The sequence below is a fragment of the Thiomicrorhabdus heinhorstiae genome (assembly GCF_013391765.2).
Classification (GTDB): domain Bacteria; phylum Pseudomonadota; class Gammaproteobacteria; order Thiomicrospirales; family Thiomicrospiraceae; genus Thiomicrorhabdus; species Thiomicrorhabdus heinhorstiae.
The window spans coordinates 1-20,784 of sequence record NZ_JACBGI020000002.1; the positions used below are offsets into that span (position 1 = coordinate 1).

The following is a 20,784-nucleotide window of genomic DNA, read 5'->3' on the forward strand; positions in this document are numbered from 1 at the left end:
CTATCTCTCTAATAAAAAACTTTGGCTCAAAAAAATGGAATAAAAACAGCTCTCCATTCGTTTACCCAGTAAGCGCGCTCAATTTCAACCCTTTGAACAACCCAGAAGGATTTAACGAATGCTAAAGAACTCATTGCAACGGATGCTCTGGCTGATCACCCTGCTCGTCTCTTGCCAAACTTTTGCCGCGCAACAGGAAGCGCCTCTGCCGGATACCTTTGCCGCCCATAAGGTAGTGCTGCAAATCAGCGATAAGGATCCATTTAAACAAACTCTGGTTCTGAATGTTGCCGGCAACCTGCAACGTTACTACGGACCGGAAAACGTCGATATCGAAGTGGTCGCTTTCGGTCCCGGTGTTCGTCTGATGCTGAAAGACAACCCGAATCAGACTCGCATGCAATCGATGATGGCTGCCGGTATCCGCTTTAGTGCGTGCGCCAACACGCTTAAAAACTTTGCAGGCAAACTGGGGTACGAACTGCAAACCAGTGAAGGTGTCCAAATCGTACCGGCCGGAGCAGGCCGCATTCTTCAGCTGAATGCAGCCGGTTGGCAATTGCTAAAACCATAAAACAGAATCCTGTAGATTCGTCGGAAATAACAATCAGAGAACACTCTTGGAGAAAACATTATGAAAAATCTTAGCTGGAGCGCATTATTCTTCGCGTCACTTTTATCCCTGATCTCATTTGCCAGTCAGGCAGCCGATGAGAACCGTTACGGCCATCAAAAAGTGGTTTATCACATCAACTATGACGATGCGAAAAAACAGTCGTCAACTCTACGCAACATTCAAAACCACATTAACGCCGTCGGCGAAGACAATCTGGATATCCAGGTAGTTCTGCACGGCAACGGCCTATCCCTGTTACTTAAACCTGAAGCACTTAAAAACGTCCCTAAATTCAAAGCGGCCAACGCGGATACGCAAATGAAGCAAAAAATCGATCAACTCAAAATGCAAGGTGTCCGTTTTAACGTCTGTGCCAATACCGTCAAAGGACGCGAGGTTAATGTCGAGCGCGATCTATATGACGTCGAAAAATCCAGCATTGTTCCGAGCGGAGTCGCAGAACTCGCTTATCTTCAATCGAAGGGCTATCTATACCTTCGTCCGTAAACATCGACAATTCGATCCAATAAATACCATCTCGGAATAAAAGAGAAGAGGACACTTATGCTTACTCAAAACAAAACTGGCATGGCTAGTATGAAAAAAACCGCTTTAACCGCAGCATTGAGCTGCCTGCTGATCGCACCGGGTGCACAGGCAGCTAACTGGCTGATGCTGCAGGGAACCGAAAAACCGAACCAAGCACCGGCCGCAAAACTGTGGGGATTTGCCCAGATTGAATACCAATCCACCGACGACACCAAGCTGAAAGCCGGACCTTGGGCGGGCCAGAAAGCCGCTTTTAACCAAATGGCACCGCAACTGGATACCGCCAGCGGCTTCAATATCCGCCGTGCCCGTATCGGTATCCGTGGCGCCAATTTCCCATTAGACAGCAATATCAATTACTTTTTGATGGCAGAACTCGGTAACAACGGTATCACCACCGGTGGCAACGCCTCTCAAGGCCAATTGACCGATGCCAGCGTGACTTTTAACCACCTTGAAGGTGCTCGCGTTCGAGTCGGTCTATTCAAGACACCCGGCTCCGAAGAGCTTTTGAAAGCAATCCCGGTCTTCAACTATGTTAACTTCACCAGTGGAACCGATCGCCTGTTATTGGAACGTTTCTTCGACAATAGCACCGGGGATACAGCTCGCAGCGCTTCCGTCGGCGCGGGTCGTGATACCGGGATTCAAATTTTTGACGCTTTCCGAAACGGCGATTGGGAAAACAGTTACGCCGTCATGCTCGGTAACGGTAACGGCTTGGCTCTGACCGATAATGATGAAAACAAAGATCTGTATTTATATCTATCAACCGAAAAGGTCTTTGACAATACGGTGGGGCCGCGCCGCCACGGTATGAAATTCTATGCCTGGATGCAGGACGGTAAGCGCACCATTAGTATCAGCGGCGTTTCTACCGAGAAAAATCGTAAGCGTGCCGGTCTAGGGATGACCTACTTCGACGGTAAATACCGTCTGGCAGCGGAATACATCACCGCCGACGGTATGATCTACGGAGGAACCAGCGGTGCAGCGCTTCCCGGTGCACTATCGAACAACGGCACGCAAACCTCTTCATTTAGCGTTCTAACCGACGAAAAAGCCTATGCTTATCAGCTTGACTTCGGTTACCGCGTTCAACCAAAACTGGAATTGAACCTGCGCTACGATGCCTTGGATAGCGGAACGGAAGTCGATGCCAACTATCGTGAATTCCGAACCACGACACTGGGCGCACAGTACTTTTTCAACAAAAAGACTTCGGCGCGCCTGAACTACGAGATCCGTTCAATCGACGCACCTAAGCTACCAAGCGCTTCAGCGGTGCACGATATTCTGGATACGATCGACAACCGCGTTTCCGCGCAAGTCACGATGGTGTTCTAAAGCGAGCACGCCAAGCGCGTTTATTTTTCAGTTTATGCTCCCCAGGGAGAATGGCTCTCTCCCTATTTCTTTGCCCCGCCTCGCATGCGGGGCTTTTTTTATCCATCCTCAAACCCTCACCTTTTTATTGCTAAAAAAGCAAAAGTGTTTTCCTAATACCGACCTTTATTCCTAAATACAGAATTATATAAAATGTAATCTCGATTACACTTAACAACAAAAAGGAACTCTGTCATGGCGACATTATTACAAATCGATTCCAGCGCAGCAGGCGCTCAATCACACTCTAAAGCACTGGCGGAGTATTTCGCGGAAAAATGGAAAAACAATCGTTCGGGAACGAAAACGCTTGAAGTAAACCTTGCCGCCGACCAACCGCCTCATATAGACGGAAATATGATCGGTGCCATGTACACCAAACCGGATCAGAGAGACGAACAGCAAACGCAGACGCTAGCCCTTTCCGAGCAATACCTTGAACAATTAAGAGAAACCGACAGCATTGTTATCAGCAGTCCGATGTATAACTTTGGCATACCTTCGGTGCTAAAGGCTTACCTGGATCACGTAACCCGCGTCGGAGAAACCTTCGTCTATGGCGAGAACGGTCCTGAAGGATTGCTGAAAAACAAAAAAGCTTATCTTTTCATCTCTTCCGGAGGAAATTACACTCAGCCGCCATTGGATCAGATGAACTTTGTAACGCCTTATCTGAAAACGGTTTTGGGATTTATCGGCATTACCGACATAACCGTTTTTGAAACCCCGAATATGGGGATGGGGGACGAAGCCGTTGCGAAATCGATAGAAAACACAAAAGCCAAGATCGACGAGATTTTTGCAGCTTAAACTACCACGCCGGAGCAGATTTCCTCTCCGGCCAAAGGTTATAACGGACAAAACAAGACTATTCTGCTGGGGGAAGATCAGGTCTTCTTCGCTGCCCGGCGTTTTCCCAACCTATCCACACCGACCACCAACAGCCATAATGTACTGACGGTTGCAGCCAACAACCCCAAGGAGGGCCATGTCAGCAGCGATAACCAGCCGGAAACAAGCATCGAATGAAGAGTTCCGCCTATATCGTGATCCATAACAATACAAGCATTCACACCGCCTTCATTTAAAACGCAACTGTTCAATTCTGCAAACCAGGATGCCAGGGTCGCCGTCAATAGAGGAAAAAAAGCGAACAACAACGATATTGATAAAGCAAAGACAGGCTTTTTCACACAACACCCTCCTGGAACTGAATTGTTAGCCCCCTGCGACCATTATAAGATACTGAATAATTCTCTTTAAATGGCAGATTTATTCATGCCTCAAGGCATCGATGGGGTTTAATCTCGCCGCATTTCGCGCCGGGAAGTAACCGAACACGACCCCGACTATCGCCGAAAACACAAATGCCAGGGTGATAATCCCGTAATTCAACGTAAACGGAACCCCCATCAAAATACTTCCTACGGAGGAAGCGATCAGGGCCAGAATAATACCGATTAAACCGCCCAGAGACGACAGCACTACGGCCTCAACCAGAAACTGCAGCAAAACCTCTTTTTCCAAAGCGCCTATTGCCATCCTGATACCGATTTCCCGGGTACGCTCGGTCACCGACACCAGCATGATATTCATAATCCCGATACCACCAACAATCAGACTAACCGCAGCGACCGCCCCCAACAGCATGGTCATGACTCGCGTTGTACCGGTCAGTGTATTGGTGATTTCCCGGGTATCCATGACCATAAAATCGTTTTTCTCGTTGTCGCTCAGATGGCGTCGATCTCTTAGCAACAGAGTAATCGCACGGTTTACCACATCTGTATTAATATCCGGTTTAACCGAAATTCGGATCATACGGATGTCCTGATTGCCGGTCAAACGGCGCTGAACCGTTTTAATCGGCATGATAATGGTATCGTCCTGGTCGTTCCCCATCATCGACTGCCCTTTCGGTTGCAGCAGACCGATCACTTGGCATGAAAAACTTCCAAGACGCAGTTTTTTACCCAGCACGTCTTCATTGCTTCCCAGCAACTCTTTCGCCACCGTATTACCGATCACGCAACTGGTTTTACCGGCTTTAAGCTCGGCAGCGGTAAATTTACGGCCTTCCGCCAGCTCCCAGTTACCGGTAATAAAATAATCGTTGTTACTGCCGACCACGGTGGTCGACCAGTTTTCGTTACCGTACACCGCAGTTACGCTGGCCGAAGCCGTCGGTGCCACAGCCACAATCGATGCAATCTCTTTACTGATCGCATCGGCATCTTCGATCTTAAAACTCTTGGCACCGCTGGAATCACGACCCGGTCCCATCCGCTGCCCGGGACGAACCATCAGTAAGTTACTTCCCAGACTGGAAATTTCCGCCGCGACCTGGGCGGTCGCCCCGTTACCGAGAGTGACCATCGTGATCACGGCTGCCACACCGATAATAATCCCCAACATGGTCAAAATCGACCTCATCAGGTTGCGACGAATTTCACGCACGGCGAGCAAAAACGCATTTAAAATCATGATGTCGGCTCCTGATAGAAATCCTGTTCAACCTTACCGTCCACAAAATGAATCAGGCGATTGGCATAAGCCGCCATTTCGGCTTCATGCGTTACCATTAAAACGGTAATCCCCAAATCGGAATTCAACTGGCTAAGCAATTCCATAATTTCTTTACTGCGGGCTGTATCCAGATTTCCCGTCGGCTCGTCAGCCAGCAGGACCTTCGGGCTGGTCACCAGGGCACGGGCTATCGCAACACGCTGTTGCTGCCCTCCGGAAAGCTCTCCCGGAGCATGATTTTCCCAACCTTCCAGTCCGACCAGAGCAAGCGATTTGCGGGCTGCTGCGTGGCGTTCGTGACGATTCATTCCGCGATACAGCAGGGGTAATTCGACATTCTCGAGCGCCGAGGTTCGAGCAAGAAGGTTAAAACCTTGAAAAACGAAACCGAGATAATTTCGTCGCAACAACGCTCGCTGATCGCGACTCAAGGACTCGACCCGAATGCCTTGAAACAGATAACTTCCCGCCGTCGGCGTGTCCAGACACCCTAAGGCATTCATGACCGTCGATTTGCCTGATCCGCTGGGCCCCATAATGGCAACGAATTCGCCTTCGTTAATCTGAAAATTAACACCCTTCAAAGCTTTGAATTCGGATGTACCCTTCCCGTAGGTTTTCTCGACGTCGCGGAACTCGATCAGCGGCACATCCGCTACGGATGCTGCATTGTCCGAACTCATTTTAACGATACCTCGACTCCGACGATCAATTCGTCACCGGCCTTCAGGTCGCCTTCCACTACTTCAACCTTACTGCCGCTGCTTTCACCGATTTTAATCAATAGCGGTTGCGGCTGACCGTTCACCAGCTTCCAAACACGTTGATAACCGTTCTCAACCGCCTCTTTCTTAATGGTGACACCATTGCTTCTGCCCGGACGCGGCATCAAAGATTGAATGACGCTTTTCTCGGTCTGTTGCGTACCGTTATTCAGCAATTCAGGTGTAAAACGCAGTGCTGCAACCGGAATCATTAAAATACCGCTCTTCTCTTTAACCAGAATATCGGCGGTCGCAGTCATACCAGGGCGTAGCTTGACTTCCGGGTTATCCACTTCCAGCAAAGTGGTATAGGTAACCACACCGTCGGAGCTCTCCGCACCGTAGCGTACCTGTTTGATTTTGGCCGGGAAATTCTGATTCGGATAGGCATCAACCGTAAAGGTCGCATTCTGGCCCGCTTCCACCAAACCAACATCGGCTTCGTCGACATCAACCTGCAGCTCCATTTTGGTCAGATCTTCCGCAAGCGTAAAGAGAACCGGTGCAGTCATAGACGCCGCAACCGTTTGACCGACCTCGATCGAACGAATCAAAACAATCCCGTTGATCGGCGAAACAATTTTAGCTTTGGAGATGTCAGTCAAGTACTGTTCCAAACTGGCCTTCGCCTGCTCCACTTGCGCTTTAGCCGTCTGCTTGGCCGCTTTAGCCCGTTTCATCGTCGCTTCGGCCGCAATCAAATCCGCTTTGGACGGCAGCTTACCGCCGCTCATTTTACGAACCTCTTTCAAGCGGTCATATTGAGCGATGGATTCTTTCAAGGTTGCATCGGCCTCCAGCACACCGGCTTCCGCTACCTGCAAAGCCGCTTTGGATTGCAGGACCTGAGCCTGAAGCTTATCGGTATTCAGGCGCGCTAACAGCTGACCTACTTCTACCTTATCGTTGTAATCAACCAGCACCTCATCAATGGTTCCTGACAACTCGCTCCCCACTTCTACTTCATTGGTTGGCTGCAATGTTCCGGTGGCTGAAACCGTTACCCGAATATCGCCTGTCGAGGCTTTACCGATATCGTAAACGGCTTTGTTCGAAGGTGATGACAGAAAGAAATACCACACTGCATAACCCGCCGCTGCCAAAACAATCAACAACACGAGCCAACGCCATATTCTCGCCTTCGGTTTTTTATCCAGACTCAACTCTTGTTTTAGACGATCCGTCTCATTATTCGTTTGCATTTTTGTCATCTCCAGTTTGACTCATCGCATCCTTGGTCGCTTTCGTCATTGCCCATTTTCCGGCAACGGCTTTTGATAAAGTGATCACCTGTCCCAGTTCGCTTGCGTGCGCTTCGACACTCTGTTTACGGAGCGATAGCAACGTTCTTTGCGCATCCAATACATCGGAAAAACTCAATTCTCCCGCCTGATATTGAATCAGTGCCAGTTTTTCTTCTTCTTTGGAAGTTTCCATTGCCCTCTGCAAAGCTTCGTAGGTTTCTCGACTGTGTTGCAGATTAGCGAGCGCGCTTTCGGTTTCCTGCAGAGCTTGCAGCACGGTCTTACGGTAACTGAGTAGCGCCTGGGCTTCGAGTTCCTGTTTAATCTCAACCTGAGCTTTCAATTGACCGCCGTCAAACAAAGTCTGAGCGACGCTGGCCGAAACGGTTGAGACCAGAGACGACACACTGAACAAATCGCTTAAACTGCCTGCACCGAAAGTGAGATTTCCACCAAGGGCAAAGCTGGGTAAACGGTTTGCTTCGGCCGCATCGGTTTGTGCCATCGCAGCCAGAACCCGTTGTTCGGCGGCACGGATATCAGGTCTTTGGCGCAAGACTTCCGTCGGCATAGGCAGGAATACTGAAGTCGGGGACTGCGGCAAAGCGGTCGTGGCCAACAAAGATTGCGGCAGATCTTCCGGCTGACGCCCGAGCAGCACCGCAATCTGGTATTGAGCATCAACGATATTCTGTTTTAGACTCGGGATTGTCGCCAATGTCTGCTCGTAACTGCGTTTGGCCTGTTCGACATTCAATTGCGTGACAATACCCGCTTTCTCCTGCCAAACCGTCAGTTGCACACTTTCCTGCCAGCTTTTCAGGGACTCTTCGGTAATCTGCAACTGCGTTTGATAACTGCGCAAAGCGATATAGTTTGTCGCCACCTCCGCGCTCAAACTGATCAAGGTATCGGCATAATCGGCCTGAGCCGCCAATTCCTGGGCTTCGGTTGCCGAAAGTGCGCTGCGATTCGCTCCGAAAATATCCGGTTCCCAACTGGCATCAACCACTGCCGAATAGCTATCAACCGATATATTCGTATCGTGATTATTGCTGGAACTAAAGCCACCGCTCGCCTTTACGGAAGGTAGCAGGACGCCTTTAGCCTGCTTACGGTAAGCCCGGGCTTCCCGGATAGCCGATAAGGCTGTCAAAACATCCGGATTGGCATTGATCGCTTCCTCGACCAGTCGATCCAGTTGCGGATCTTTGAGCTCTTTCCACCAGGTCAGATTACTCTGCTGACCGGACTGCACCAGAGCACTGACACTTTTCCATTGCTGCGGCGCCGTCTCTTGCGCCATTTCCCGGGAATTAAAGGTAGAACATCCCGTCAGTAACCAGACCGTTACCGCGCCCAATATCAGCGAGCGTTTCATAACGACTCTCCATTCAAAGGATTTAAAGAAGGTTTAAATTCAATCATTGTTATGTGTTCCCCATTATCCGAACGGCTGGAATACTGCCATCCGAATTGACGACAAAGCTTCTCGATCAACATCATTCCCAAACCGAACCCCTGATCATCACTCGACTGCCCGATCGTCGGCAGAGTATTACGAATCTCGATTCTGTCTTCTTCCTGCTTGATCAGTATGCGCCCGGACCAACTGTGCTGAAAAGCGTTGCGAATCAAATTATTGAGCACAATCTGACAAGGTCCTTTTGCCAAGCGCATCGCAAAAGGTTCGGTACGACACTCTAATTCGATCTCTTTGTGCTCCAGCAGATAATTCAACCCCCTGACGGCCTCCTGAAGTTCTTCGTCCAGGCGGATTTCCAGTTCCGGCAAGCTCTGTTCACTTTCCCGATTCATCCATAACAAAGTATTGGTCAAATCGGTCATGGTAATGCCGGCGCGCTGCAGACGTTGCAACACCGCCAGCTCCCGTTCCGGACGCTCATTGTCTAGCCGGTTCAGCAATTCAATATTGTTGCGGATCACCGCAATCGGCGTTCTTAATTCATGGCTGGCATAATTTAAAAACCGCTGCTCGCGTTCCATAGAACGGTAAGTGGTAACCAAACCTTGCTGAATCAATTCAGCCAGGTCATTTAACTCTTTATAGCGAAAATCCGGTTTCGGAGCATTAATATTTTTCGCGGATAAATTTTTCGCCCATTTGCCCAAACGCTCAATCGGCTGTCCCACCGTTTTCAGCAGCCAAAATAAAATGCCGATTAAAATCAGCAGAATCACGCCACTGCTAATATGCAGAAACATAAAGGAGCGACCGGCTTTCTGAATACCGATTTCCGGGACTTCGGAAGGCTTCAACAGTTTACCGACATAAACCGCTTCCTCACTCACATCGGTAACCTTCAGTGCAAATAACAAGCGATCCTTAAGACGATCATCCGTGTGAATCTCTTGTTTATGCAGTTTTCCGTCATCCAATTCGGATGCCGAAAACCTCCGTTTGAACTCCGCTGGAAAATTCTCCCAGTTTCCGGAAACAGTAAATAAGCCATCGGCCGGCGAGGATTCGAACACCTGAGGATTTCGCTGATAAAGCTCTGCGGCTCCATGCATTTGGCTAAGAATATAAGTATCGATCCCCTGACGAAAAAAAGACCCTGCAACAAATGTATAGCCGACAACCAGCCCCGCTCCGATGAACAGAACGATGCCCGCCAGATAATACCGCAAACTCCAGCGCAAATCCTTCCCCCTCATTCTTCGACTTTCAAGGCAACGCCGTGGTTGGCAACCGTATGAATCAGAGGACTTTCACCTTCGGCATCCACCAGTTTTCGCAGCTTGTGCAAATGAACCTTCAAGCTGTCGCTGTTCGGCAGATCATCACCCCATAACACCTGCCCTAAACGCGCTTTGCTAACGACACGGGGACTGTTGCGCATCAAAATTTCCAGCAACTTCCATCCTGCGGGAGAAAGACGCAGTTCCCGACTGCCGCGTTCCGCTCGGCGTAATTGCACATCTACAGTCAGGTCTGCAATCTGGAAACGCTTTGCTTGACCACTCTGTCTCAAGGACAAAGCCTTGAGACGGGCAACCAGTTCCGCCATTTCAAAGGGCTTCACCAGATAGTCGTCACTGCCTGATTCGAATCCTTGTAATTTATCCTCCAAACCGTCACGCGCGGTTAACAGTAAAATCGGCGTATCAATACCGTCTGCACGCAGATTTTCACAGCTACGAAACCCGCTTTGCCCGGGAAGATTGACATCAAAGACCAGCACATTATAAGCAGTCTCTCCAGCCAGTTTTTCTCCTGCTACGCCGTTGGCCACATGATCACAGGCGATGTTTTCCAGAGCCAAATACTCCACCAGCGTCTGCGCCAGATCCAAGTCGTCTTCAACCAACAGAATATTCAACATGATGCCTTAACCTTTATAGTATGGTTACTATAAAACAACCGAGGTTAACAAAAGGTTAACTCAAGTTAAGAGATTAACCTAAAGTGGAATTTTTAAGCGCCAGCCGGGCATTTTCCTTGCGGCGCGGATTGTTCCGGTAACTTTTTTCTCCCCATTTCTGGGTCATCGGCCAGAGAAATGCATACCAGGGAACCGGAACACCCCGTCGCTTACCGAAGTGTTGCGGTTAGCAGCAATCTTGTTAGAACCATCAATGACCGGACTGCAGAATATTCGCCATTTTTCGATAGCCGTTGCTTATTGGATGAAATGCACCTACCTCTTAACACTCCAGTTTCGAAATAGCTAAAAAATGGCTCTCCTCATGAATTAAGACAACAAAGAGAGGAAAAACTTCAAAACTTCTCTAGAAATGGGAAGGTCCGGGCGATCTGGGCCAAATTTTTTCTTAGCAAAAGAATTTCCTTTCTGCCCCGGCCACCAATGTCCCATACGAGGAATGGGACAACTTATAATGCGAGAACCGCCCAAACACTCTCCATAGCCCATACAAGAAACGTCCTTAACCAAAGAAGTTTGATATTGGGATTTACAGGATTCTTTTTTGGCCCAAGCTTCTGAAACATAAGGAACACCGGGGCGTTCTCCTCCTCCAGCTAAACTCTCACCACCATCAAAAGGGGCAAACGGATCTTCTAATCCTGACATAAACAAAGCAGAAACCGGTCGTTTTAAATAACAACTTCCATCTAACTTATACAAACCACCAGAAACAGCAAAACCAGCAAACCGCTCAGACATATGACAAACTAATTTCTGACTGAACATTGCCCCATTAGAAAACCCAACAGCAAAATTATGCTCTTTACTGACACTAACAAATCGCTGAAGATCTTTAAAAATTTCTTTCACAAATTCAACATCATTAATATTTTTCTTGACGGCAGCGCCGCAACACTCTTCTGCATTCCAAGAACGTCTATAACCGTTTGGGAAAACAAAAATAAAATTGCTTGCCTCCGGTAAACCGCTAAAACCAGTTTGTTCGAAAAATCCTTTTCCACTGCCTAAAAAGGGATGAAATGCAAAGATGACTGATAGGTTATTTTTTTGTTGTGCATTCTCGGGCAAATAAACAATATAACTTCGATCTTTGCCATTAACGAAAATATGACGTTCAAGTGGGCTTGCCTGAGATGAAAGCACTACTGAATTCAAAACGATTAATAAACCGAGTTTTAGATAATTAGTTATTGATGTAATTTTCCTAAACATTAAATGATCTCTCTTACGAAAAAGTCGAACGTTTTAGTTTAAGCCGTTTCTCCGGCACAGTTCTCACACGGGCCTCCCCAAAAACAGATTCGGATATCTTTGGCCACCTCACACATCCTGTATTTCAATTTCACCACGCAAATAGAGTGCTGCTCGACCGGAAATAAATACCCGCTCACCTTCCCATCGGCAATAAACCTTGCCGCCGCGACGCGAGACCTGCTTAGCCGTCAAATCGGTTTTCGATAATCGCTCGGCCCAAAAAGGCGCCAACTGAGTAAAGGCCGAACCGGTTACCGGATCTTCGTTTATTCCGTAGCGGGGAGCAAAGAATCGACACACAAAATCAAAATCTTTGGAAGGTGCCGTAAGGATGACACCACGCAAATCCAGATCCATTAACGCTTGAAAATCGGGCGTTAAATCTCTTAACAAGGACTCGTCGTCCAAAACCACCAGATAATCCTGATGTTGGAAACATTCTGCCCGTTCAATGCCGAAAGCTCTTTGAATTTGCGTCGGTAACGGGCACGACTCTGGTTGCTGAGCCGGAAAATCCATCTGCAACAGATCTTCCGCAACACAAACCATCAACCACCCGGAACGAGACCAAAAACGAATCTCTTCATCGGGCAAACCGACGCACTCGAATAAGACATAAGCGGCTGCGAGAGTCGCATGGCCGCATAGATCAACCTCGGCCGTCGGCGTAAACCAGCGGATTTGGTAAGCATTCTCTTGATACGGAACAACAAAAGCGGTTTCCGAAAGATTATTTTCCGCTGCGATCGCCTGCATGGTTTCTTCGCAAAGCCAGGAATCCAGTATGCACACGGCGGCCGGATTCCCTTCAAAAGCCCGGTCGGCAAACGCATCCACCTGATAAATCGGCAGTTTCATTTCATCTCACTCTCATTATTTGAAACTTCACTCAGCATACCTTATTTTATGAATTTAAATCGTTAAGGCATTGTCTTGTCTTGTCTTGTCTTGTCTTGTCTTGTCTTGTCTTGTCTTGTCTTGTCTTGTCTTGTCTTGTCTTGTCTTGTCTTGTCTTGTCTTGTCTTGTCTTGTCTTGTCTTGTCTTGTTAACATTTTCCGTTTAAAGACGTTATGATGCTGTAATCAATTAAAAGGCTGAGGAGAGTTCAATGGCCAGCGGGATTTTAGTGATATTAGACGACATCGCGTCTCTGTTTGACGATGTCGCGACACAATCCAAAATTGCCACCAAACAGACTGTCGGCGTACTGGGTGATGATCTGGCGGTGGGTGCCCAGCGCGCCTCCGGTTTCCACGCCAGTCGGGAATTACCTGTGTTGTGGGCGATTACCAAAGGCTCGTTTATCAATAAGCTGATTATTCTGCCGATCGCTTTCCTGTTAAGCGCATTTCTACCGCAGCTGATTGTTCCGATACTGCTTCTCGGCGGTATCTATCTGAGTTACGAAGGTGCAGAAAAAATCTACGAGTTCCTGTTTCATCGTGAACATGCAGCACCGGCTGCCAAAAGTGTGACCGATAAGAAAGAACTTCTGTCACTGGAAAAAAGCAAAATCCGTTCGGCGATCGTCACCGACTTTATCCTGTCAATCGAGATTATTATTATCGCGCTCAGTTCAGTCGCCGATCAGCCGATAGGTATTCAGATCGGTGCGGTCAGCTTTGTCGCTATTGTGGCCACGATCGGTGTTTACGGTCTGGTCGCCTTAATGGTCAGAATGGACGATGCCGGTTTTGCTCTGGTCGAAAACAGTCGGGAACATAGCGGTTTTAAAGCCGGTCTGCTTCGCAAAACGGGACGCACGCTTATCGCAGCATTGCCGAAATTAATCCGTATTCTCGGTGTGGTCGGCACCCTGGCCATGCTGCTGGTCGGCGGCGGCATTTTCGTACACAACCTCGAAACGGTACACCACGCTATCGAATGGATGCCGATTATCCTCGGAGAGCTGCTTCTGGGCCTTGTTATCGGAATCATCGCCTTGGCGCTGGTTCTACTGGCCAAACGTATTTTTTCGCCAAAAAAATAAACCGTAAAAACGTACGGTTTATCCTCGGCTTTTGTACTCGGGAGGCATCACAACGGATCGTCGCAGCAGAATCATTATGATCAGCGCCAGGCAAACCACTGCGACCGCCGCCGGGAAAGTCACCGTGGTCCAGGAATAATGTTCCAAAGCAGCCACCACCAACAGATTACGCAGCATGAAAATGGCAAAGAACCCTGGTTGTTCTTCATAGGGAAAAGCATAGGATTTGCGGAAAGTCGGACCGAATCCCAACAGATCGATAAACGTAAGCAATAGCACTGCCCACAGAGGATTGGCGGTTAAGAACCATAAGGGCAAAGATGCCAAGGCGGACAGCAAAAAGAACCAATCCAAGCGGGTAATGCTCAAATCGCCTTTCTTTTGAAAGGCCAGGATAGTGACATACAAAGTGATCAGCGCCGAAATCCCGATCGGCCAGGCACCCAGCCCACCGCCGCCTTGCAACTGGGCAAAAAAGATAACGCAGGTCGTTGTCCCCCAAATAACCCAGGAAAACACATGCGGCCTTACCCGGTTATGCAAAATATCGCGAATGTACGGAAAGAAACCGACAAACGTCAGCAGAACTGCGGCAAAGCTGAAAAATCCTTTGTAGTCCATCGCACCCTATTCACTCGGGAAAAAAATCAAAAATAACCAAAACGTTTACAAAGTGTACTGAATCTTAGTCGATCAGGTAACTCAGATAAAAAGCGATACTGCTTTTGCTATGTTCCGGTTGAATGATATTGCCTATCAAGGATGAATCGCTACTGGCATATAGCGGATAAGAGGAAGAACGGGTGGTTTGCGCATATTGAACGGAGAGATTGGCTGATAGACGCTTCAGGAGCGGTTTTTCGAGGTGTAAACGAATTACCAGACTGCCCGGCAGCTCCATGGAACCATAGGCTTGATCAGACAGATCAAGGTCCATTGTGCTGTTATAGCGATAGGCGGCAATCAAGCTGCTTTCAAAAGACGGCCATTCGGAGTTGAGCCCGACAAAAATACTTGGGGAATCGTACTTTTCGGTCAACTCAGAAACCGAATGACTACCAGCAATTTGCCGCCGCCACCTTTCATACTCGAAACCAAGTAACAAAGAGTGCTCGGCGTTTAAAACCTTTCCGCCGAGCGGCGATTTAAGCGATACGCCGTAAGTGGAGATTTCCGTTGCCGTACTTGAGCGGTATGGACTACCACTCTGCAAATGACCGTCGTAATCCAGATCTCCGCGGGAGTAATTTGCATAAGCAGACAACAACCAGCGGGAATCCAGATCAGTATCGATTTGCAGTCCGATAACCGGAAGAATACCCGACTCGCTGACCAGCCGATTGCCGTTAATAGAGAACTCGGACAAGTCTATCGATTGAAGGCCGGCATTCAAATGCAACTCACTCCCATAAGTAATTATGGAAGTAAAAGCACAGCAAACCGCAGAAATAGCAAATAAAAAACGCTTCACCTTATGCGATCAGTTCCGCCCAAGTCATCGTTTCAGAATACTCATACACGCCGTTGTCATCAGCATCAACCTCAATCAGAACTTCTTCAGCAGAATAAATTGTCACTCGAACCGAACCACTCGCCCCATTAATAATCATTTGACCGTATGACGGGAAATCATCGCCATAGTAAACGACAAACGGTTCCATGGTCTGCAAATCAAGAGCTCCGTGGAATACGTTATTGACACCGAAATCATATAATCCATCGTATGAATAAGAGACCGAGCTGGCACCATTTTCACCGTCAATATACTGATCGGTAAACGTGTTGTATTTCAGATTCGAAACTACGCCGTCAAGAGTGAAATTCATATCGCCGGTGGTAATGGAAATAGACTTCTGAGAAAAATTATCCGTTTCGCCCCACTCTCTCAAATTAACCTTACTTGAAGAGCTATACATGGAAAAACTCCCTTCAAGATCCGCCGTATAGTTCTTCAATGTCAGATCGGAATCGCTATAGGATGCGCTAACCTGATTCATCTTGAGCTCAGTGACACCGTTCTGCTCAAAGAAATCTCCATCATAAAGATCGACACAGTGATCATAAACGATCTTTCCATAGTCGCCGTTATTGGCAAAAATGGCATCCGGATCAGATACATTAAGGTAATAGCTAACTTTTCCGGAAACAGGACAATTCTCACTGCCACTCCCTTCAACCCCGACAGGGACACTACCCAAACTGCCTTGGGCTTGCATAAATTCTTCACGAATTAAATCAATTACATCTTTCGCTGTCTTTGGCGATGATCCCGACGACAAAGATGCGGTAGTGTAAAAATCATTAATAAAACTCTCGGCTAAACCGCCATTAATCATCTGAGCGGTTGATTTCGCAACAGCAGCACCATTTTCGTCGGTGATTACAACTTCAGCTTCCTGGGGAAGACTGGCAACGGTATAGCTGACGCCTTCATCGGAACCGCCACCTCCACAAGCGGTCAAAACTCCCGAAAACACCGAAATCAACACTAGACTCATGCTCTTCTTCATACTTTTATTTTCCTTATCCACTTATGCAAACTCTGATTTAAAATAAAGAAAAATGGTCGTTTTTAGCTATGGAACCAAATCACCCTTCTTCCTCGTACAGAATATGACACAAGAAAACAGTAAATAGAAGTAAAAATACTTAATGCCCTGCTAAAAAAGACATGAAAACACCTTTTCTGGAAAATACATCGAATAATCAAGCCTGCCGATCATCTTCCGAAGCCTTAATGAGAGCTTCACGACGGGTTTTCCGCATTCGATAGATCCAGTAGCCGAAGGCGGCCAAAGCGATAAAACCGAGAATCCACATCTCGTATTTCTGAACGTCATTCAGGATCTGCTCGGCGAAACGGCCGAGATAATAACCGAGACTACCGATAACGATTGCCCAGATAGTGACTCCGATAATATTCAAGATCGTATAACGTAGCGGCGGAAAACCGCTGGCGCCTATAACAAACGGCGCTACCGTCCTCAGTCCGTACATAAAGCGGAAACCGAGAATAAACAATACCGGATGACGATTCAAATAGTCGAATATCTTGTCGCTGCGCTGCTTCCAAAGAGGCTTGGATTCCAGGTAGCTTTTACCTTTGTAGCGGCCGATATAGTAATACAGCTGGTCACCCAGGAACGATCCCAAGGCGGCAGAGATCATTACCCATTGCAAAAGCAGGTGTCCGTTATGCGCCAGAAAACCGCCCAGAATCAGAGCCGTCTCGCCTTCCAAAAACGAACCGATAAATACTGCCAAATAGCCATATTCGGCAATCAGGCCTTCAAAGTCCATACAGACACCTTATTAAATCATGCGAAAATTAAGAGAAAAAACGCCGGATCCGGCGTTTCTAATTGAGCTTATCAAGAAAGAGTCAGCTTTCTGGCACCGAGAAAAACAAACAGCCAGCCGATTAAAAATGCAGTTCCGCCTATGGGCGTTAAAAATACCAGAAATTTCACTCCGGTCAATGCCCATAAATACAGACTGCCGCTAAAAAGAAGCACCCCGATCAAAAAGCTCCAACCGGCTTTGCGCCACAAAGATGTGCCTTGCGGAAAAACCGGTAAAAATACAGCAACCGCAAGCAGAGCAAAAGCGTGTATCACTTGATAATTAACCGCCTTATGCCAGACATCGAGTTGCTTGGCGGAAAAGACATCCTGCAGGCCATGCGCACCGAAGGCGCCGGCAGCCACGGCCAAAAATAATAACAGACTGCCTAGTTGCAACCAAAAAGATGATTTCACCGATTCCCCATTCATCCGATCAAGTCCTTTTTAACCTTAAAACTTCCGTACCGAGACATTTTAAACAATCCCTTTTAATCTCAGTGCCTGACGCACTAACTCCTGACGCCAAAAAAGTTTTTTTGGATCTTTCACATCCATATTCAAAGCAAAAAACCACACATCATTGGCCGTTTCTACATAGCCGACATACCAGCCGATTCCTTGTGCCCAGCCGGTCTTGGCTTCCATAAAATACCCGGGCTTTTTCTCTACCAGCATGATGCTTTTTAGCGTCTGGTAAGCATAGTGGTCAAACGGCGGCTCCTGACGATAAACTTTCTTTAAAAAGGCGATCTGCTCGACAGCGCTGATTTTTAAAGAACCGTCCAGCCAGAAGGTCGTATCCTTAAATGACTCGCCCAACTCCCCGTAATGTAACTTCTCGATATAGCGACGGTAACTCGCCCCGCCGATTTTCTCGGCTAGTTGCTGGTAACACCATACACAAGAGACCTGAAAAGCGCTTTGCAGGGTCTGATCCTGATTCCAGGCAGGAATATCATAATGATGCCCATCCCACTTAAAAGCAGAGTCTTTACCCGAAGCGATTTTTTCCTGTACGGAAATCAAGGTATTTAAAATTTTGAAAGTCGACGCCGGAGTAAAACGCTGTTCCGAGCGAGTTTCATTGTAAACAAACGCTTGCTTTCCCTTAAGCGAAGAGAGAACTAAGGTCCCGGTTACATTCTGTTTGGAAAACAATTCGCCTAATTCGGCATCTTCCGCCGAAGCGGAAAACGCAACTAAAAACAAACATAAAGCGACCAGCCATTTCTGCATTGATTCATCCTTGAACGATATAAACACCGTCGATTCAGGCGGTTAAATTATGGTAGCAAGAGCCGGAATCCTGAAGAATTTCCTGCAGGATTTCCGCAAGCGGCAGTGGATCCAATACTTTGTTATCCAGCTCTGCCAAAGCCAGCCATTCTACTCCTGCCTGACTTGGATCGGGATGGATGCCGTTATGCGGTACATAACTTTCAAGCAGTTCGCACAAAAAGGCAAATTCTACCTTGTACTTAACCATCTCAGGATCGGATTTTGACGGCCGTTGATGCTCATAAACCTTTTGCAACGACAGCACCTTCACTCTAGCGCCGACTTCCTCCCACACTTCGCGGATGGCCGTTTCTTCCAAAGGTTCGCCCGCTTCCTGAGTTCCGCCGGGTAACGTATAGACCACACGACCGTCGGAATACTCTTTACGCAGAAAAAGAACTTTTTCGTCCTGTAATAGAATACCTTTGGCAGTATTTTTCATGCGCACGGTTTGCATAATCCACCTCCTTATTGCACATCGAATAACATCACTGTTGCATTACAGCATAAACGCATTCGTGTGCCAAAAGCGACCTTTGCTCAGACGGCGGCTGATAGCTGCTTCGTATAAACCGCATAGGAAACACCGAAAATGTCCGGTACCTCCTTTAAAAAACGAAAGCCCATTCGCTGATACATCGGTAGCGCGGTCTGCATAATCACGCTAGTGTGCAAAGCCATAATTTTCGCATCATCCCGAATCGCTTTAGCGATGCACATCTCAGCCAAAGCTTTGTCGACGGCAACCGTCAAATCGGACAGAACATGTTCGAAGTAGAACAGGTTCGGGCTATAGGCATGCAATTCACCGACAATCCTTTCGTCTTCGCTATTTACCGCCACCAGCCCGATGCCGGTTGCGAGTGTCTTTTCAACAAATCCATGAATATATTCCCGGCTGATCTCATGCTGCAATCGCGCCAGACCGCCAGGAACTTCAGCCACGCCTTGATACAATTCCAGCAGTGCTTCGACATCCGTTATTGCCGTTTTTCGAAAGAAAACCATTTTGCGAACCCGATCAATTTTGTCTGTTTCGAGAATAGATTCTAACCGATAGACTCAAACCCCAGCATTACCAGCAACCAGATATTTAAACCGACGATAATACCGGTCGCGCTCCACGCCATGATCCTGGTTTTAAGATCATTCACCAGATCACCCATTAAATGCGGATTCGAAGTCATCTTCACCAAAGGAACTACCGCAAACGGCAACTGCATCGATAAAATCACCTGCGACAGTACCAGAAGACTCAAAGGCGTGGCACTCATCAGAATTGCCACCGCTGCCGGAATCATTGTCGCCAGACGGATAAAAACCCGGATTTTTAGAATATTGACCGGACGCTTTTTGAAAAAAGATTCAAACACGATTTGTCCGGCCAGAGTACCGGTTGTGGAACTGGCGACGCCGGATGCCAGCAGAGCGATGGCGAAAGTCAAAGCCGCTGCGCTCCCCAGAAGCGGACCAAGCGTTTTATAGGCCTCGTCAATATCGGTGATCAGCAATCCCTTCTCATGAAAGGCGGCCGAGGCCATAATCAGAATAGCCGAATTCACCAACCAGGCAGCCGTCAGGGCCAACACCGTATCCCATTTCATCATCCGGTAACAGCGGAGTCGCGTTGCCGGAGTGACTACACCTGACTGACGACGAGTCATTACCTGATGCGAATGCAGATACAAATTGTGCGGCATCACCGTTGCACCGAGAATTCCCATCGCAATAAACAGCGCCGTAGTGTCAAAGATCGTCGCATTCGGCACCAGCATTGAATGCGCGACATCCAGCCATTGCGGTTGCGCCAGCCAAAGCTCGACGATATATCCCAGACCGATGGTGGCAACAAATGCCAGAATCGTCATCTCAACCCAGCGGAAACCGAATCTCTCCAACCATAGAATCAGCAACACATCGAAAATCGTCAGGAAGATCGCAACCACCAGAGGAATATCGAACAAAAGGTTAAGAGCGACCGCCACACCGAGGAATTCGGCCAGATCGGTCGCAACCATTGCCACAGCGGCGGTCGACAGTAAAAAAGTCCCGCTTCGTCCCGGATGTTGGATTCGAATCATCTGAGCCAGGTTCTTACCGGTAGCTATCCCCAGTTTCGCGCTCAACAACTGCATTAAAATCGCCACCAGCGATGCCAGGGTAATAACCCACAACAGATCGTAACCATAGCGTGAGCCCGCTTCCAGAGACGTTGCCCAGTTGCCCGGGTCCATATAACCGACGGAAACCAAAAACGCCGGACCGAGAAAGAACCAGAAGGATCGTTCGGAATTCAATGTCTTTTGAACGGAGGTGCTCATATCAGATTGACCGTAATGCATGAATTATTTACAGAAGTGGTTAAGAAGGTTCTTGTTTAGGCACGGCGGCAATTCAAGCCGCGCTGTCAGGAACCTCGCTC

Annotated in this window: 23 protein-coding genes; 5 read left to right on the forward strand and 18 right to left on the reverse strand. The window is 48.0% G+C overall.

All coding sequences use genetic code 11. The annotated features are described in order from the left end of the window. The first annotated feature begins 118 nt into the window (after positions 1 to 118). From H8792_RS01755 to H8792_RS01770, 4 genes are all read left to right on the forward strand, one after another. Positions 119 to 574 (forward strand): DsrE family protein, encoded by a 456-nt coding sequence (locus H8792_RS01755; protein WP_194947428.1) that lies wholly within the window; start codon positions 119 to 121, stop codon positions 572 to 574. A 60-nt stretch (positions 575 to 634) separates the two neighbouring features. Then, the gene (locus H8792_RS01760) at positions 635 to 1,123 is read left to right on the forward strand and encodes a DsrE family protein (protein ID WP_194947429.1); all 489 of its coding nucleotides are present in this window, start codon (positions 635 to 637) and stop codon (positions 1,121 to 1,123) included. Between the two features lie 81 nt (positions 1,124 to 1,204). Continuing rightward, positions 1,205 to 2,512 (forward strand): porin, encoded by a 1,308-nt coding sequence (locus tag H8792_RS01765; protein ID WP_194947430.1) that lies wholly within the window; start codon positions 1,205 to 1,207, stop codon positions 2,510 to 2,512. Between the two features lie 234 nt (positions 2,513 to 2,746). Beyond that, positions 2,747 to 3,361: an FMN-dependent NADH-azoreductase gene (locus tag H8792_RS01770; protein WP_194947431.1), complete on the forward strand. Its 615-nt coding sequence runs from the start codon at positions 2,747 to 2,749 to the stop codon at positions 3,359 to 3,361. Positions 3,362 to 3,438: 77 nt separating this feature from the next. Here H8792_RS01770 and H8792_RS01775 read toward each other — a convergent pair whose 3' ends face one another. The 9 genes from H8792_RS01775 to H8792_RS01815 all read right to left on the reverse strand — a co-directional run bounded on the left by H8792_RS01775 (position 3,439) and on the right by H8792_RS01815 (position 12,607). Beyond that, the gene (locus H8792_RS01775) at positions 3,439 to 3,744 is read right to left on the reverse strand and encodes a hypothetical protein (protein ID WP_194947432.1); all 306 of its coding nucleotides are present in this window, start codon (positions 3,742 to 3,744) and stop codon (positions 3,439 to 3,441) included. Positions 3,745 to 3,823: 79 nt separating this feature from the next. Then, complete coding sequence (locus H8792_RS01780; RefSeq protein WP_194947433.1) at positions 3,824 to 5,035, reverse strand: ABC transporter permease; 1,212 nt, start codon at positions 5,033 to 5,035, stop codon at positions 3,824 to 3,826. Next, the gene (locus tag H8792_RS01785; RefSeq protein WP_194947434.1) at positions 5,032 to 5,760 is read right to left on the reverse strand and encodes an ABC transporter ATP-binding protein; all 729 of its coding nucleotides are present in this window, start codon (positions 5,758 to 5,760) and stop codon (positions 5,032 to 5,034) included. The genes H8792_RS01780 and H8792_RS01785 overlap by 4 nt, the downstream gene beginning before the upstream one ends. Beyond that, positions 5,757 to 7,043: an efflux RND transporter periplasmic adaptor subunit gene (locus H8792_RS01790; protein WP_194947435.1), complete on the reverse strand. Its 1,287-nt coding sequence runs from the start codon at positions 7,041 to 7,043 to the stop codon at positions 5,757 to 5,759. The genes H8792_RS01785 and H8792_RS01790 overlap by 4 nt, the downstream gene beginning before the upstream one ends. Then, positions 7,030 to 8,466, reverse strand: coding sequence for an efflux transporter outer membrane subunit (locus tag H8792_RS01795; protein WP_194947436.1), 1,437 nt, complete (start codon positions 8,464 to 8,466; stop codon positions 7,030 to 7,032). The genes H8792_RS01790 and H8792_RS01795 overlap by 14 nt, the downstream gene beginning before the upstream one ends. After that, positions 8,463 to 9,764 (reverse strand): sensor histidine kinase, encoded by a 1,302-nt coding sequence (locus H8792_RS01800; RefSeq protein ID WP_194947437.1) that lies wholly within the window; start codon positions 9,762 to 9,764, stop codon positions 8,463 to 8,465. Before H8792_RS01800 ends, H8792_RS01795 begins: the two co-directional genes overlap by 4 nt. After that, positions 9,761 to 10,432, reverse strand: a complete 672-nt coding sequence (locus tag H8792_RS01805; RefSeq protein ID WP_194947438.1) for a response regulator transcription factor — start codon at positions 10,430 to 10,432, stop codon at positions 9,761 to 9,763. Before H8792_RS01805 ends, H8792_RS01800 begins: the two co-directional genes overlap by 4 nt. 369 nt (positions 10,433 to 10,801) lie before the next feature. After that, positions 10,802 to 11,707, reverse strand: coding sequence for an alpha/beta hydrolase family esterase (locus tag H8792_RS01810; protein ID WP_194947439.1), 906 nt, complete (start codon positions 11,705 to 11,707; stop codon positions 10,802 to 10,804). 108 nt (positions 11,708 to 11,815) lie between these two features. Continuing rightward, positions 11,816 to 12,607: a PhzF family phenazine biosynthesis protein gene (locus tag H8792_RS01815; RefSeq protein ID WP_194947440.1), complete on the reverse strand. Its 792-nt coding sequence runs from the start codon at positions 12,605 to 12,607 to the stop codon at positions 11,816 to 11,818. 251 nt (positions 12,608 to 12,858) lie between these two features. Between H8792_RS01815 and H8792_RS01820 the strand changes: the two genes are divergently transcribed. Beyond that, entirely contained in the window at positions 12,859 to 13,740 is an 882-nt protein-coding gene (locus tag H8792_RS01820) for a DUF808 domain-containing protein (protein WP_194947441.1), read from the forward strand. A gap of 18 nt (positions 13,741 to 13,758) precedes the next feature. Here the strand turns inward: H8792_RS01820 and H8792_RS01825 are convergent, their stop codons facing one another. The 9 genes from H8792_RS01825 to H8792_RS01865 form a co-directional block, all read right to left on the reverse strand. Then, positions 13,759 to 14,361 carry a hypothetical protein gene (locus H8792_RS01825; RefSeq protein WP_194947442.1) on the reverse strand — a complete coding sequence of 201 codons (603 nt, stop codon included), beginning with the start codon at positions 14,359 to 14,361 and terminating at the stop codon, positions 13,759 to 13,761. 64 nt (positions 14,362 to 14,425) lie between these two features. After that, entirely contained in the window at positions 14,426 to 15,133 is a 708-nt protein-coding gene (locus H8792_RS01830; RefSeq protein WP_194947443.1) for a TonB-dependent receptor, read from the reverse strand. Positions 15,134 to 15,212: 79 nt separating this feature from the next. Then, a complete protein-coding gene (locus tag H8792_RS01835) occupies positions 15,213 to 16,250 on the reverse strand; it encodes a hypothetical protein (protein ID WP_194947444.1) in 1,038 nt (345 codons plus the stop codon). A 196-nt stretch (positions 16,251 to 16,446) separates the two neighbouring features. Then, entirely contained in the window at positions 16,447 to 17,040 is a 594-nt protein-coding gene (locus H8792_RS01840) for a DedA family protein (RefSeq protein WP_194947445.1), read from the reverse strand. A gap of 71 nt (positions 17,041 to 17,111) precedes the next feature. Next, positions 17,112 to 17,498, reverse strand: a complete 387-nt coding sequence (locus H8792_RS01845; RefSeq protein WP_324187583.1) for a DUF423 domain-containing protein — start codon at positions 17,496 to 17,498, stop codon at positions 17,112 to 17,114. 60 nt (positions 17,499 to 17,558) lie between these two features. Further along, positions 17,559 to 18,320 carry a class D beta-lactamase gene (gene blaOXA / locus H8792_RS01850; protein WP_194947447.1) on the reverse strand — a complete coding sequence of 254 codons (762 nt, stop codon included), beginning with the start codon at positions 18,318 to 18,320 and terminating at the stop codon, positions 17,559 to 17,561. 34 nt (positions 18,321 to 18,354) lie between these two features. Continuing rightward, positions 18,355 to 18,819: an NUDIX domain-containing protein gene (locus H8792_RS01855; RefSeq protein WP_194947448.1), complete on the reverse strand. Its 465-nt coding sequence runs from the start codon at positions 18,817 to 18,819 to the stop codon at positions 18,355 to 18,357. 83 nt (positions 18,820 to 18,902) lie between these two features. Then, a complete protein-coding gene (locus H8792_RS01860; protein ID WP_194947449.1) occupies positions 18,903 to 19,370 on the reverse strand; it encodes a GNAT family protein in 468 nt (155 codons plus the stop codon). A gap of 41 nt (positions 19,371 to 19,411) precedes the next feature. Then, positions 19,412 to 20,683 carry an Nramp family divalent metal transporter gene (locus H8792_RS01865; RefSeq protein WP_194947450.1) on the reverse strand — a complete coding sequence of 424 codons (1,272 nt, stop codon included), beginning with the start codon at positions 20,681 to 20,683 and terminating at the stop codon, positions 19,412 to 19,414. Between the last annotated feature and the right edge of the window lie 101 nt (positions 20,684 to 20,784).